A 14261-nucleotide genomic window follows, 5' to 3' on the forward strand; every position below is an offset into this window, starting at 1 on the left:
AATCAATAATAAGATGATTGGCAGTCAGATAAGAATTGAGAAGATTAACAAATTTTTCGGTTCATTTCAGGCCTTAACCGATGTTTCTCTGGAAATTCAAAAAGGCGAATTTTTTTCGCTACTCGGACCATCAGGTTGCGGCAAGACAACTCTTTTAAGGTTAATCGCCGGGTTTGAATCGGCTTCCAGCGGACAGATTTATCTGGGTGAACAGGAAGTAGGACCAATTCCAGCTAATAAAAGACCAGTAAATACTATATTTCAGAACTATGCTTTATTTCCGCATTTGACTGTGTTTGAAAATGTCGCCTTTTCATTGCGTTTAAAAAAAGCCGAAAAATTTTTAATTAAAGAAAAAGTCGGCAGTTATTTGGAACTGGTGAGGTTAAAGGACCAGGGGCATAAATTCCCGGCTCAGCTTTCCGGAGGACAAAAACAGCGGGTGGCCATAGCCAGAGCGCTGATTAACGAGCCCAAAGTTTTACTTTTAGACGAGCCTTTAAGCGCCCTGGACGCAAAACTAAGGCAGCAGCTTCTGATGGACCTGGATACAATACATCATCAAGTCGGGATTACCTTTATCTATGTTACTCATGACCAACAGGAAGCGCTGGGAGTATCAGACCGTATAGCGGTTATGGACCAGGGCCAGGTCCTGCAGGTAGGCTCGTCAGCAGAAATTTATGAGCATCCGGCCAATGAGTTTGTAGCCAATTTCATCGGTGAAACCAATATTCTGGAAGGGGAAATAACAGAAGAAATTGGGAAAGGGCAATTCAAAATAAGAATCGAGGCATACGGCCTGCTTTTAGTAGAAACAAATAAGCCTTTGGAAAAGGGACAACATTTAAAAATTTCCATACGCCCTGAAAGAGTGCAAGTTTCCAAGAAGGAACAGTCTGCTGCAAACAGCAAAGCAGTAAATACGATAAATGGTCTGATAGAGGAAATTATTTATGGCGGCTACAGCAGTAAGATGTTTGTTAAAACCAAGGACAGCAAACTTTTTAAGGTAGAATATATTAACAGTCTAAGCGACGACCCCATGAGCCTGTTTCGCCGCAACGATCCGGTTTTTATATCCTGGTCGGCAGATACCGGACATATTATTGAGGTCAGAGGCTAAGTGCGTAATAAATCCGGTTATTTTTATACATTACCCCTGGTTTTGTGGTTGAGCGTATTTTTTTTAATACCGCTGGGCATAATCATGACCTATAGTTTTTTGCAAAAAGGTACTTACGGAGGAGTGTTGCTTCAATTTTCCCTGGAGGCGTATCGCTCACTGCAACGTTTTACAATTCTACAGATATTCTGGAACACACTGTATATGGCCGTGTTGGCTACAGTAATTATAATTTTTTTAGCTTTACCTGCAGCGTATTATATTGCCCGCAGCAAACATAAAAATTTTTTATTGTTCCTGATAATTATTCCTTTCTGGATAAACTTTCTAATCAGGATATATGCCTGGATTGCCATTTTGGGGAACAACGGTTTCCTTAATCAACTGATTAATAAGCTGCAAAATGAGGGTCCACCGATACAATTTTTATATAATCCCTTTGCCGTAATCATTGTTCTGGCCTACACCTATCTTCCATTCGCGATATTGCCGCTGTATTCGACAATAGAAAAATTTGATTTTTCTTTACTGGAAGCCGCCCGTGACCTTGGGGCAACCAAGTTTGAAGCTTTCAAAAAGGTTTTGATACCTAATATTATGACCGGAGTATTTGCGGCTATATTGTTTTCCTTTATTCCGGCTTTTGGAAATTATGCTGTTCCTCAACTGGTCGGAGGGACCAGCTCCTATATGCTGGGCAACATCATTGCCAGAGAGCTTACGGTAACTCGCAACTGGCCTTTGGCAGCGGCTATGTCTACTGTATTAACCCTGATAACGATAATCGGGATAATTTTATTTATGATTCAGGGCAGGAAAACGCAACTAAAAGAAACCAGCATGGATACAGGCAAGGGGAAAGTAAGTTTATGAGTAAACGAATAGATTTGACCAAAAGAGGGCTTTATTCAACCGGAATGTTTCTGGTGACGATAATATTTTTTTATGCGCCCTTGTTGTTACTTACGATTTTTTCCTTTAACGAATCCAAAACTATGGTCTGGAAAGGCTTTTCCTTAAAATGGTACGAAACTTTTATCTACAGCTCACCGCAATTATGGCTGGCCTTTGAAAAAAGCCTCCTTATTGCCTTATCATCGGCTTTTGTTTCTACGATTATCGGTACCCTTGGTGCTATAGGTTTGTATCGATATTCTATAAAATTTAAAAAACCCATAGAACTGATAACACTGATCCCCTTGCTGCTTCCTGAGATTATCATGGGGGTTTCTCTGCTTATTTTTTTCGCGGGGACAGGAGTAAAACTCGGACTATTTACAATTTTTCTGGCGCATACCACATTCTGTCTGCCTTTTGTTTTTTTAATCATGATGTCGCGTTTGGAAGAATTTGATCAGTCTATAATAGAGGCAGCCTATGACTTGGGCGCTATGGAAACGGATGTGCTTTTCAAAATAATACTACCAATGTCCGTGCCGGCAATTATCGCTTCTTACCTAATAAGCATGACGCTATCACTGGAAGACTTTGTAATAACCTTTTTTGTTGCAGGGCCAGGAGCAACTACGCTGCCGCTTTATATATATTCTATGATCCGCTTTGGGGTATCTCCGGTAATTAATGTTTTATCTGTTTTTATTATTGTGGCTTCGGTACTTCTGACCCTGCTGACCCTGCGTTTTTCCAAATATTTATTTAAATAAAGCTCTATATTTATAATGTTTTCCGCTTGAATTGGGATATTCTAATATTTATTGTATAATTTAAGCGGAGCCTGTAATGAATAAATTCTTTTATTTGTTAGCCTTTTCCTTGATATTATTGATCCTGACTAATGTCGGCTGTAGCAAAAAAGTGCAGAACACACTATATATTTATAACTGGACTTACTACATTCCTGAAAATATTATTAAGGATTTTGAACAGAAATTTAAAGTAAAGGTTGTTTATGACGTATATTCATCCAACGAGGAGATGTTTGCCAAACTGAAAGCCGGCGGAAAAGGTTATGATCTGGTATTCCCTTCAGGTGATTTTGTGAAAATTATGATCAAGGAAAAGATGTTGGAAGCCATAGATAAAAGTAAAGTTCCCAACTTTCAATATATGGATACTCAGATCCTGAAAAAAATCAATTATGATCCGGGTTGTGCCTACAGCGTGCCTTATATGATGGGGACAGCGGGGATTGCTGTAAATAAAAAGTTCGTAAAAAATTATGAACACAGTTCCAATATTTTCAAACGAAGAGATCTTCAAGGAAAGATGACTTTGCTGGACGATATGCGCGAAGTTATGGGGCTAGCCTTAAAAAATCTGGGATATTCTGTAAATACTACCAACAAAGAAGAATTGGAAAAGGCCAAAACGCTTATTTTGGAGTGGAAGAAAAACATCTTGAAGTTTGACGCCGAATCTTTTGCCAAAGGGTTTGCCGCCGGTGAATTCTGGGTGGTACAGGGTTATGCTGAAAATATATACCTGGAACTGGATGAGAATCAACAACAGGACGTGGACTATTTTATCCCCAAGGAAGGATCAGCCATGTATATAGACAGTATGGTAATTTTAAAAGATGCAACACATATAGAACTGGCTTATAAGTTTATTAACTATATTCTGGAGCCTCAGGTTTTTGCGCAGATACTGGATTATTTACGGCTTCCTGCTATTAATACCGAAGCCAGGAAATATGTAAAAAACCAGCCGCACTATCAAGTGAATGACTTAATGAATTGTGAGATCAAGGAAGACTTAGGCCAGGATGTTGAGCTTTATAACAGGATCTGGGAAGAAATACGGATGTAAGTTTATAAGAAGGAAGGAAATACAAATTCATTAATAAATTGACGAAACGCCTTTAACATTTGGGGTTTGGCTGAATCCATCAAGCTTTCCGAAAGATGCTGTACATCCTCTAAAATATCCAGTTCCATATAATAAAAATATTCCCGTTTAACGGAAAATTAAACATTTTTTGAGCTAAATGGTTTAAGGTATAACCTTCAAATCGCTGATAAGCCATACTCCCGAACCCTTCAGGGTGGGAGAAATACTTATACCTTCAACAGCAGTGAGCGTAAACCCGTCCATAGGTGCTTTATCCGGCTGCCAGTCCTGACGATGTTTGAATTCATTTAAAGGAATTGTGATGATTTTCCAATCCTGGAAGTTTATAGGAACAAGCTTGATAAAACGTTCGCCGCCATTGTCGGTAATTTCTATTCGGGCAATATTACTTGAGGAATCACCTTTAATTCTAAGAACAACACTATTTTTGATATTCCAGGAATATTTTTTGCTGAAAGATTTTCCGATGCCGCCCCAGTCTCCAAGTTTAAACGATAATTTCAGACAGGGGGAATTATCAATCATAACCTGCCCAACTTCAATAGAAGAATTTTTGCTAAAAAAAGCGGTCCATTCGGAAATATCTTTAAAATCTTCCTGATATAAAGCAACAGACTGGACTGATTCGACATTCATATTTTGAATAGTTAAAGGTTTTTGGCAGCCAGAAATAAACAATAAAGATGTCAGTAGAAAAGTGGTTAAAATTTTATACATAAGTTCAGCTCCTTGTACCTTTAGTTTTATCAGCCAGATTATAGCAAATACAGTATATATTTAAAATATCAAATATAAATGTTGTTATCCATGGAACTAAGAGCTAGAATTAATTGTAAAACAAACAGATGCAAAGATACAGAACTATTTTTTTAGCCTTTATTATGCTGGGAATAGGATTTTCACAAACATTAACGTGGGAAGACTGTGTGAAAAGCAGTGTTAAATATAACTCCGATTTAATTATTGCCAGAGAAAAAATAAAGCAAAGTCAGCTTAATGAAAAATCAGCAGAAAGTGATTTATTACCTCAACTCGGAAGCACTTTTTCAGTAAAACGTTCTAAATCCACCCTGGGTACGCAGGATAATTTTTCTGGCCAATTAAGTATAAGCCAGTTACTTTTTGACTGGGGTAAAACATCTTATAACCTGGAGAAAGCTCAAAGGAGCACAATGTTTTATAAATACAGCTACGTTTATAATTCAGCCAGTACGCGTTCTGATTTGCGTAAAGCTTTCATTAACCTGCTTAATTATCAGGAACAACTGAAGCTAAACAGTTCTATAGAAGCCAGCAGAAAAAAGCAGTATGAGTTGATTACCTTGCGTTATGAATCCGGGCGTGAACATCGCGGGGCACTGCTGACAGCACAGGCTGATTTGAGCCAGGCAACTGCGGCTGTTCAGGCAACAATAAGAAATCTGGGGTTGGCACAACAAAAGTTAGCCTTGGAAATGGGGCTGGATAGCTGGAATGAACTTGAAGCAACGGGGAATTTTATAGTGCAAAATTATGAAGCTGTGGATTTTGAAAAGATTGCAAAAGAGCATCCGAACTTGCTGCAATATGAGTGGGATAGGAAAAGCAAAGAATCAAGCCTGGAAGCAGCCAGAGCCGGAGAGTTGCCTTATATTTATGCCAGCTTGAGTTATGGTCTTAACGATAATCAGTTCTTTCCCCAGAATGACAGCTGGTCTATGGGCATCAATGCGTCCTATACTATATGGGACTGGGGCAGCCTTGCTTCTCAAACAGGAATTGCGCAGTCGCAGTATGATCAAGCAGTGGAATATGAGAAAAGTGTATATAAAAATGTTTTATATAACCTCAAGGAAGCATGGATAAATCTGATCAATGCACGGGATAATGTGGATATAAGCAAAAAATATCTGGAAGCCAGCGATGTGAGATCACAAATCGCTGACGTTCAGTATTCCACAGGGCAAATTGGTTATGACAACTGGATTTTAATCATTAACGATAATATTAATATGAAAAAAAATTATCTTTCCGCAGAAGCCGGCCTTTTGACTGCCGAGGCGGCATGGATTATGGCTAAAGGAGGAACACTGGAAAATGAAGAATAAAAAATGGATTGTCGTGCTTATCAGTATAATTGTTGTTGTGGCTGGCGGATATTATGTCTATAAAACAAAAATACAGAAACCTAAAACCGATTATCAGATCAGTTATATTAAACCTGCTTATAATGATATGCTTATTTATGTTTCAACAACAGGCATGGTACAACCGGAAGACCGGATTGTTATAAAACCGGATATTCCCGGAAGAATAGATAAAGTGCAGGTAAAAGAAGGCCAGCATGTACAAAGCGGTCAGACTCTTATTCTTATGAGCTCGACAGACAGGGCGTCTCTGCTGGATGCAGCAAAATTAAAAGGCAGCAGTGTATATAAGTATTGGGAAGATGTTTATAAACCGATTCCTTTGCTAGCTCCTATAAACGGGGAGGTAATCGCTGTTAACTTCAATGCCGGCCAGGCCGTGGGGCTTTCCGATGAACTTATTGTTTTATCTGATCATTTGATTGTAAAAGCACAGGTTGATGAAACAGATATCGGCAAAATTAAACTAGGACAAAAAACCAATATTTATCTGGATGCTTACCCGAACGATATTGTTACAGGTAAAGTAATACATATTTCTTATGAATCAACAGTTGTTAATAATGTCACAATTTATGAGGTTGAAATAATTCTGGATAAAACCCCGGCATTCTTCCGTTCGGGAATGAGTGCCAACATCAATATCCTGGTTAAAGACAAAAAACACGTTCTGACCCTCCCCTTAACCGCTATACAAGAGGAAGGTAATAAAAAATTTGTATTGGTGCAAAATGGGAAAAATCCAGCTGAAAAAGTACGAATAAAGATAGGTCTTATGGATGACACAAAAGCGGAAATTATTTCAGGACTTAATGAAAACAATCAGATAGAAATAAAAACTAAAAAATATAACAGTAAAAAGAAGGTTAACGGCAGCCCACTGTCAATTAAACGTCCTGGCGGCGCTGGCAGCAAAGCCCATTAATTTATGTTCGAACTGAAAAATATTATTAAAGAATACAATAATGGAGAAATAAGTTTCAGGGCACTAAACAATGTTTCATTAAAGATTGATGCGGGTGAGTTTGTAGCGATTATGGGCCCTTCCGGGTCTGGCAAATCTACTCTGTTACATATCCTGGGTTTTCTGGATAAACCGGATAGCGGACAGTACATTCTTGATGGACAGAATACTTCTCATTTTACCGATACCCAGTATGCCCAACTTAGAAAAGATTATATCGGCTTCGTTTTTCAACAGTTCCATTTATTACCCAGAATCACGTCTATTCAGAATATTCATCTGCCCTTGATTTATTCCGGAAAAAAGCAGTTAAAACGCAGGGCTTATGAACTTTTGGAACAGGTAGGCTTGAAAGGCAAGGAAACCAACAACCCCAACGAGTTGTCCGGTGGAGAACGTCAAAGAGTTGCAATAGCGCGGTCGCTTGTTAATGATCCGCTTGTAATAATGGCTGACGAACCTACGGGCAACCTGGACAGTAAAAGCGAAAAAGATATCCTGAAAATTTTACAGGATTTAAATGATCAGGGTAAAACAATAATTGTTGTCACGCACGAAGAAGATATTGGTAAGCAAGCGAAACGTATTATACGCCTGAAGGACGGAGAGATCGTTTCTGACGAGGTTCAGGTTAAAACAAAAATCGCGAAAAAGGGACATTTATCCGAATCGAAAGGCAAGAAACCTACAGGTAGCACCATACAATTTATGGACTATATTAAACAATCTTTTCAGATGATCTTTGCAAACAAGGTTCGTTCATTTCTTTCCATGCTCGGTATCGTGATCGGGGTTTGTACGGTTGTGGCAATGTTGGCGCTGGGTGCAGGAGCGAAAGTTTCCATTTCCTCATCATTATCCAGAATGGGTACGAATTTGTTGATGGTTGTACCTAACAGAGGACAGGGAACAGTTCCGGTAAAATTTACCATAAAAGATGTTGACGCTTTGAAAGGGCTTCCAATGATAAAGCGGGTTGCACCGCAGGTCTCAGGAGGAGTAACCCTCATTGCCGGAAATAAAAACTTGAGTTCTTATATACAGGGTTCGACTATAGAATCAGAGCAAATGCGTAATCGAACACCTGAATATGGGCGGTATTTTAATCAGGAGGAAATACAGAACCGTGAAAAAGTAGCGGTTATAGGCAAAACCGTGGCCACTGAATTGTTCGGTGACAACGATCCGTTAAATCAGATTCTGAAGATCAATAAGATTAATTTCAGGATAATTGGAGTGCTTCCGGCGTTAGGCGGTGGAACAGGGCTCAGGGATCAGGATAATGTGGTTTATTTGCCATTATCGACTGCAATGTTTAGAGTGCTTGGCAAACAGTATTATGATCAGCTGGATGTTGAGGTAAAGGATATAAAACAGGTTAGCGATGCGCAAACTGCTGTAACACAATTGATTACTAAAATGCATAACCTGACTCCGGAACAGAAGGATTCCATACGCATAATGAATATGGCAGAATTACAGGAAGCATTAATGAGCACGGTTAAAAGCCTGACGTTTTTATTGGGATTTATTGCATCCCTGTCACTTTTGGTTGGCGGTATCGGAATTATGAATATCATGCTGGTATCTGTTACTGAAAGAACACGAGAAATAGGCCTCAGAAAGGCGATCGGAGCCAGAAAGATAGATATTCTTATGCAGTTTATTACCGAAGCAGTGATTATGACTTTTACCGGGGGCATGTTAGGGATCCTTTTAGGGGTGGCAATTGCTACCATTCTTTCCAAAGTAGCAGCATGGACAATAGTTATTACGCCATCTGCCATAATTATTTCTACCTCATTTTCCATAACAATAGGGCTTATCTTTGGGATCTGGCCTGCTAAAAAGGCATCAAACCTCAATCCGATTGAAGCATTGAGGTACGAATAAAGTTATCTGGAAGTAGTTGTTTCCAGACTATTTTACTTTTTGGATCTTTTTTTTAATTCTTCTTTGCGTTTGGCCAGAGCTGTCATCAGAAAAATATTCATAAACAAACCGGGTATCAGGTTCATCCTGGATGCGGTAATCACAGAATTTAACAAAGGATTTGTCTGGAGATTAAATTCTTTCGAAGTACCTTCGGTTTTTTTAGAAACTGCATTCGAGTCAGCCTTTTTCCCAGATTCATAAACATTATTCAGAGAAACAGAATTAATATTCAAATTTATCCCCAGGTGTATTTTTTTATAAGCTTGGTTTGCTTGTTTTCACTTTTAACTAAGCGACCAGAATTGTTATTCAGTCCCTGAGCTAAAAGACGGTCAAAACTATCAATCGTTTGTATTTCAAGGGGCTGACTACTTAAATTTTCATTAAAGAAATGTTGAATGGAAAAATCATTAGATGTAAAAGCATTGTCGCCAAGCATGGAACAGAGTCTGGAATAATTTTTGATAAACAGACCATAAATTTTTTCGTAAGCGTCTTTATAAGCATAGATAAAAATTTCAGGAGATAATTCGTGTTCCGTAGTGACTTTGACAGTAAAAGAACTCATCATCAGATTGGTTTCAATACAAACAAGTTTGTCTTCATCTGCTGCTGTAATAACTTCTTTTTGCATAAGAGAACCAAGGGTATCAATTTTTTCACTATTACTTTCTACCAGATTTTCCATCCAGAGTTTGGACTGCAGCATTGATTCCATTTGAGTGCTCAAAACTTTTTTAATGTGCGGTTCAATTTTTTGCAGCATAAGCACATAATCCCGCATGAGCCCGGCGATTTCCATACAAAGCTCAGTTGTCGGGTAATCCCTGTCTATTAATTGAATACTCAGGAGCTCAAAGGTCCGGTTCATGTTGAGAACAAGATGAGTGCCTTTTAAGGAAACAAGGCTGGAGCCCAATTTTTCGGAGACCCGCCGGGTCATAGCTTCGAGCTGGGCGATCTCGGTTTCTATAGACATTTATCCACCCTGAACCAAAGGAAAGCCGTATTGATAAAGCCCTTTTTTCTTGTTAAAGAGTTCTTCTTCCAGTTTCTTCATAGTTTCATCAATAGCTTTCAAAGCATCTTTGACTTTAGCTCTTCCAGACGTGATTTCGGTTAATGTTTTTTGAACATCCGGATCATTTTTTAATTTAGGAAGTGTACTAATAGCTGCCTCTGTATAAAGCTGCGCATCTCTTAGGCGCTGTTCTTTTGCCAATAAGTCGATTTGAGCGTTTTTAGCTTTCATATAAGGCAAGTTGCAGGAGCGGTAAAGGGCCAGTAGTTCATCACGTTGGTTTTTGTCTTTTACCTTTTCTATAATCAGTTTATCTGCATCCGTCTTAAAAATTAAATTTATGCTGCCATTAATATCATTTGAATTTTCAAAATATTCACCAATATTACTGATAATTTCTGGGGCGACTTTCTTTATGTCGGCTATTTTCAACTCTGTTACTGACTTGTCTTCCAATGTGCCAGGAAATGCTTTGGTTGCCTCAGAAATAATGGTTGAAGGATCAGTGGAATAATTACTCTTTGTATCTTGAGTTTTTAAGTATGAGCCGATAGATTTTCTGGCTGCATCTTTTTGTAATATATCTATTTTTGATTTTACAAAACCTTCATTATTCCCGCTTATATCATTATTAACACGAGCCTTCATTTCCTCTTTTATTTTCTTATCTATTTGTTCAGTAGGGGTATCGGTTTTTATATCTTTGAATAACTGGTCCTGAATATTTGTAATGGTAGACTGTGTGATTTTATCACTATCAGGAAGCGGAGCAGATTTTGCTTTGCTCTCGATAGCTCCCTTGATTTTCGCGCCCAATGAAGATTTTGCTATTGAAAGTTTAGAAAAACACACCAATAGTGTGTTTTTTATAAACTTTTCAGATATAGTTTCTGATTTCCTTGTAAGATTACCCTCTTTTGATAAGTATTTTAACTCTACCAGTGCTGAGAGAAATTTGTCTATATTTAGTGCTTTATCTTTACCTTTTATGGATTTGTCTTCATTAATAATTTTTTTAATTTCATTTACTATTTCTGAATTGCCAGGTAATGATAAATTGTCTTTTTTAACATCACCCCAGACGATATCGCGGAATGAACTATTTATATTCCCTGCTAGCGTAGCTACCATATTATATCCTCCTTATTACTCATCTAATATTATTCCCCAAAGGGAATTGTTTTAAACACAAATAAAAAATATAATGGTTATTAATGAAAACCCAGAAAATATATATAATTGACGACTCCGAATATATTGCCCTGATGTTGAAAAAGGTTCTTTTTGACCTAGATTATGTTACTCTGGGAATTTCCACCAAAGAAGATCATGCCCTGGATAACGTCAGGAGGTTAAAGGATGAAATAGATATCATCACCCTGGATATTTATATGGGCAAAACTGACGGTATGTCATTAATACCCAAGCTGTTGGCTATTAATCCGAAGTTTAAAATAGTGATGGTCAGCTCCAACCGTGACGAAAAAACAATTATTAAATGTATTCAAATGGGCGCAAAGCACTACATCCTAAAACCTTTTCATATGGAAGATATCAGAAAGATTATTCAAAAAATTTCTCAGGCACCCTGAGAATTATTACAGTTTTAATTTTTTTAGAAATTTTTTAAGGATACTAAAAAGATCAGTTTGGCCAGTTTTTTCCTGGGTGGAGGTTTGGCTGGCAGTAATCTTTTCCAGTTGCTTTTTGTATTCGTTCTGAATTTTGGTTTTTTCGTCCTGTGTAATAATCAGAGAAGAATTCAGGATATTGTTCAAAGCACTCAGGCTCTGGTTGGACAATGGTTTGGTTTCCTGGATAGTTCCGGAGTTATTAATATATATTTCCGTACCTTTTTTTACCTGCACTGTTTGCTTGTCTGTTGCAACCTCAACAGTGCCTTCATAAGTAGAAATATTACCCTCTGGCCCCTCCACCGAAAAGAAGGTGCCTTTTATAGAGATTGAAGCATGGGCTGTTTTGATAATAAATTGTTCATTGGCAGGGGATTTGGTTATAGCCTTAATCCATATTTTGCCCAGCATTACCCGGACTGTACGGAAATAATCCTTTTGTGGATCAAGTTTTATGGCGTTTAGGATAATATCGGAATTGGGGTCTAGCCTCACGGTATGCCCAGAGGTAAATTGTATTTCGCAATAAGAGTTGGTAATAGTTTTAAGTTCGTCATAATTATAAAATTTTGATGTAGGCTTTACTTCCTGCCAATAAAAAGAGTCTTTGCCACGATAAAGTACGGTGCCGTCAAAAGTAATAATCTGGGCTATTAATGGCGGTTCCAGGGAGTCAAAATTAACTTCGGCATAGAGCATGGAAAACGCAGCCAGAATTAAAATAAATATAAAATTTTTCATAGTATCAGCCTTTTAATAATACTACTAAATAAACCTGAAAAACGCTACTGATGGGTAGTTTTAATTATTAAATTAATCTCTTTGATATTATTTTTTTTAGTTAGTTCAATAACCTTATTATTAATCTTTACATTATATTCATAAAGGTTACCGGACCTGTCATATATTTTTAAAAGAAAAGTTTTCTTTTCATACAGGTTTAACTTAATTTTTTCATAGAATTTCTGGTCACTTCTTATGGCTATGTCAGTATTATCCCATTTTAATAGTTTAATATTTTTAGCCAGACCCTTAATTATTATTTTGTTATCGATAATATCAAAATTAATCGTCAGTGACACGGGTAGTTCTTTGATTTCATTTATTGACAGTTCATTGTAAAGAGATGAAGAAGAAAAGTCCCGGACAGGAGTCGGGTTAGCCCTGACCGATTCTTTGTCGGTCACAGGCTTTGCCTGCTGGTCAAGGGCCCAGGTAAGGCCGAATCTGTGCACACCACCCAGGTATTCGGATCCGCTGTTATAGCAGGCGAAAGAATAATCCAGGGAATAGTCTCCCAGGCACAAACTCAAGCCGGCGTTACATGTGTCCTGATTTATTCCAAGCCTGAATATCAGGTTCTCATTTAGTATTCTGCTTTCCAGCCCAGCCATATATTGCCAGATATCATCCTGATATTTAATTCCAAAGTTAATATTTGAGCTATCCAGTGCATAACCTAATCCTAAAGTATAAGCCGGGGAGGGCTTTTCCCGCTCAGTTTCCCACAAATAGCCGCTAGCCAGCAGATTGTATGCGGTAAAGGAAAGGTTTATATTGGAATTTAAATAATAAATAAGCCCCAGGTCGGTTCCACAACAAGAGGCCGAGGTTATATCAAGATATTTGTATGCATATTTTATATTTAAACCCACAGACAAATTTTTATTTAGCTTAGCAGCGGTACTCATCATGGCTAGAGATGTAAAATATGAGTAGTTTCTACCCGAAGGAATTACCTGCAGAAAGTTTTCATCATAGTAAGTACCGACAATACGATTGCTTAGACCGGAATAAAAGACGGTAAAACCAAAAGAAAATGATTCTGATGGATATGCCAGCGACATATAGTATTCATTCAGTTCATTAAATTTTTTATTATTGACCATACATAAAGAACCGGATTTAACATAACTCAACGCTGCAGGATTATAAAAAGCGCTTTCACTGTTATAAATATTAAAATAAGCGTTGCCCATTGCCAGAGAATTAATACCGATGCCATTTGCCAGAAAATGTTCATAATCAACAGCCATCAGCAGATCAAACAATACCAAGAAAAGTATTAAATTTTTCATTACTTGACCACCAAAAGCAAAAATTTGTTTATTTTAGCTTTATCATTGTTAATAATCTGATAAACAAAATATAAACCGGTCGATAATTTTTTATTATTGTTATTAAAGCCATTCCAGAGAATATGATTTAATCCCTGCTGTCCACCTGAATCACCCGATGTGTATGAAAAGTCTTTTTCCAGCTGTCCACCGACGTTATAAACTTTTATCTGAATATCCGCCGGCTCTTTCAGTTCGTAAGTTATATGGACATCAGACTTGTTAATGTTTACGGGATTGGGCCCTAGCATAAAGTTATAGCCCGCAGAACTTTCCGGCAAAGTCAGCTGATAACTGGCAGTGACAATATTGCCGATCATATCCAGGAATTCTATATGTAAAACGTACGAACCGGGACTTAGACCTGATGCGCCGGAAAGATCAAACAAGACCACGGCATCCTGGCTGCTGTCGAGGTTCCCGGAGATATTGCTATTAAACGAATTGTCTTCTTTGCTGAAGGAAATGTTCCAGGTTGCCAGACCGCTATCGGCAGTTTGTATGTCTGTGGCAAGATCGGAAGAGCA

General features: G+C 37.9%; 15 protein-coding genes. 8 read left to right on the forward strand and 7 right to left on the reverse strand.

All coding sequences use genetic code 11. The features are described from left to right. The first annotated feature begins 13 nt into the window (after nucleotides 1–13). The 4 genes from PHV30_04745 to PHV30_04760 all read left to right on the forward strand — a co-directional run bounded on the left by PHV30_04745 (nucleotide 14) and on the right by PHV30_04760 (nucleotide 3895). A complete protein-coding gene (locus PHV30_04745) occupies nucleotides 14–1126 on the forward strand; it encodes an ABC transporter ATP-binding protein (protein MDD5456324.1) in 1113 nt (370 codons plus the stop codon). Next, on the forward strand, nucleotides 1127–1999 hold the full coding sequence (locus PHV30_04750; GenBank protein ID MDD5456325.1) for an ABC transporter permease: 873 nt from the start codon (nucleotides 1127–1129) through the stop codon (nucleotides 1997–1999). Beyond that, the gene (locus PHV30_04755; protein MDD5456326.1) at nucleotides 1996–2790 is read left to right on the forward strand and encodes an ABC transporter permease; all 795 of its coding nucleotides are present in this window, start codon (nucleotides 1996–1998) and stop codon (nucleotides 2788–2790) included. Before PHV30_04750 ends, PHV30_04755 begins: the two co-directional genes overlap by 4 nt. 76 nt (nucleotides 2791–2866) lie before the next feature. Then, a complete protein-coding gene (locus tag PHV30_04760) occupies nucleotides 2867–3895 on the forward strand; it encodes an extracellular solute-binding protein (GenBank protein MDD5456327.1) in 1029 nt (342 codons plus the stop codon). A 183-nt stretch (nucleotides 3896–4078) separates the two neighbouring features. Here PHV30_04760 and PHV30_04765 read toward each other — a convergent pair whose 3' ends face one another. Next, complete coding sequence (locus PHV30_04765; GenBank protein ID MDD5456328.1) at nucleotides 4079–4654, reverse strand: carbohydrate binding domain-containing protein; 576 nt, start codon at nucleotides 4652–4654, stop codon at nucleotides 4079–4081. Between the two features lie 209 nt (nucleotides 4655–4863). On the opposite strand from PHV30_04765, the gene PHV30_04770 reads away from it, so the two are divergent. From PHV30_04770 to PHV30_04780, 3 genes are read left to right on the forward strand one after another with little or no spacing between them, the layout of a single operon-like run. After that, a complete protein-coding gene (locus tag PHV30_04770; protein ID MDD5456329.1) occupies nucleotides 4864–6024 on the forward strand; it encodes a TolC family protein in 1161 nt (386 codons plus the stop codon). After that, nucleotides 6014–6988 carry an efflux RND transporter periplasmic adaptor subunit gene (locus tag PHV30_04775; GenBank protein MDD5456330.1) on the forward strand — a complete coding sequence of 325 codons (975 nt, stop codon included), beginning with the start codon at nucleotides 6014–6016 and terminating at the stop codon, nucleotides 6986–6988. Before PHV30_04770 ends, PHV30_04775 begins: the two co-directional genes overlap by 11 nt. A 3-nt stretch (nucleotides 6989–6991) precedes the next feature. After that, nucleotides 6992–8920, forward strand: a complete 1929-nt coding sequence (locus tag PHV30_04780) for an ABC transporter permease (protein MDD5456331.1) — start codon at nucleotides 6992–6994, stop codon at nucleotides 8918–8920. A 32-nt stretch (nucleotides 8921–8952) separates the two neighbouring features. On the opposite strand, the gene PHV30_04785 is transcribed toward PHV30_04780, so the two are convergent. Genes PHV30_04785 through PHV30_04795 form a run of 3 tightly spaced genes read right to left on the reverse strand, consistent with a single transcriptional unit; the run spans nucleotide 8953 to nucleotide 11114 of the window. Then, nucleotides 8953–9195, reverse strand: coding sequence for a hypothetical protein (locus PHV30_04785; protein MDD5456332.1), 243 nt, complete (start codon nucleotides 9193–9195; stop codon nucleotides 8953–8955). A 2-nt stretch (nucleotides 9196–9197) separates the two neighbouring features. Continuing rightward, nucleotides 9198–9941 carry a hypothetical protein gene (locus tag PHV30_04790; GenBank protein MDD5456333.1) on the reverse strand — a complete coding sequence of 248 codons (744 nt, stop codon included), beginning with the start codon at nucleotides 9939–9941 and terminating at the stop codon, nucleotides 9198–9200. After that, nucleotides 9942–11114 carry a hypothetical protein gene (locus PHV30_04795; protein MDD5456334.1) on the reverse strand — a complete coding sequence of 391 codons (1173 nt, stop codon included), beginning with the start codon at nucleotides 11112–11114 and terminating at the stop codon, nucleotides 9942–9944. Nucleotides 11115–11197: 83 nt separating this feature from the next. Between PHV30_04795 and PHV30_04800 the strand changes: the two genes are divergently transcribed. Beyond that, the gene (locus PHV30_04800; GenBank protein MDD5456335.1) at nucleotides 11198–11575 is read left to right on the forward strand and encodes a response regulator; all 378 of its coding nucleotides are present in this window, start codon (nucleotides 11198–11200) and stop codon (nucleotides 11573–11575) included. Between the two features lie 6 nt (nucleotides 11576–11581). Here PHV30_04800 and PHV30_04805 read toward each other — a convergent pair whose 3' ends face one another. The 3 genes from PHV30_04805 to PHV30_04815 all read right to left on the reverse strand — a co-directional run. Beyond that, nucleotides 11582–12358: a FecR family protein gene (locus PHV30_04805; protein MDD5456336.1), complete on the reverse strand. Its 777-nt coding sequence runs from the start codon at nucleotides 12356–12358 to the stop codon at nucleotides 11582–11584. A gap of 44 nt (nucleotides 12359–12402) precedes the next feature. Further along, the gene (locus PHV30_04810; GenBank protein ID MDD5456337.1) at nucleotides 12403–13695 is read right to left on the reverse strand and encodes a hypothetical protein; all 1293 of its coding nucleotides are present in this window, start codon (nucleotides 13693–13695) and stop codon (nucleotides 12403–12405) included. Continuing rightward, on the reverse strand, nucleotides 13695–14261 hold a 567-nt coding region (locus tag PHV30_04815), incomplete at its 5' end, for a hypothetical protein (GenBank protein ID MDD5456338.1). The genes PHV30_04815 and PHV30_04810, both read right to left, overlap by 1 nt.

Source organism: Candidatus Margulisiibacteriota bacterium (assembly GCA_028715625.1).
Classification (GTDB): Bacteria; Margulisbacteria; Riflemargulisbacteria; order GWF2-35-9; family GWF2-35-9; genus JAQURL01.

What these genes read in the sequence shown, in the direction of transcription:
- PHV30_04745 (MDD5456324.1), top strand. Translation starts at nt 14, where the DNA reads ATGATTGGCAGTCAGATAAGAATTGAGAAGATTAACAAATTTTTCGGT.
- PHV30_04755 (MDD5456326.1), top strand. Translation starts at nt 1,996, where the DNA reads ATGAGTAAACGAATAGATTTGACCAAAAGAGGGCTTTATTCAACCGGA.
- PHV30_04760 (MDD5456327.1), top strand. Translation starts at nt 2,867, where the DNA reads ATGAATAAATTCTTTTATTTGTTAGCCTTTTCCTTGATATTATTGATC.
- PHV30_04765 (MDD5456328.1), bottom strand. Translation starts at nt 4,654, where the DNA reads ATGTATAAAATTTTAACCACTTTTCTACTGACATCTTTATTGTTTATT.
- PHV30_04775 (MDD5456330.1), top strand. Translation starts at nt 6,014, where the DNA reads ATGAAGAATAAAAAATGGATTGTCGTGCTTATCAGTATAATTGTTGTT.
- PHV30_04780 (MDD5456331.1), top strand. Translation starts at nt 6,992, where the DNA reads ATGTTCGAACTGAAAAATATTATTAAAGAATACAATAATGGAGAAATA.
- PHV30_04790 (MDD5456333.1), bottom strand. Translation starts at nt 9,941, where the DNA reads ATGTCTATAGAAACCGAGATCGCCCAGCTCGAAGCTATGACCCGGCGG.
- PHV30_04795 (MDD5456334.1), bottom strand. Translation starts at nt 11,114, where the DNA reads ATGGTAGCTACGCTAGCAGGGAATATAAATAGTTCATTCCGCGATATC.
- PHV30_04800 (MDD5456335.1), top strand. Translation starts at nt 11,198, where the DNA reads ATGAAAACCCAGAAAATATATATAATTGACGACTCCGAATATATTGCC.
- PHV30_04805 (MDD5456336.1), bottom strand. Translation starts at nt 12,358, where the DNA reads ATGAAAAATTTTATATTTATTTTAATTCTGGCTGCGTTTTCCATGCTC.
- PHV30_04810 (MDD5456337.1), bottom strand. Translation starts at nt 13,695, where the DNA reads ATGAAAAATTTAATACTTTTCTTGGTATTGTTTGATCTGCTGATGGCT.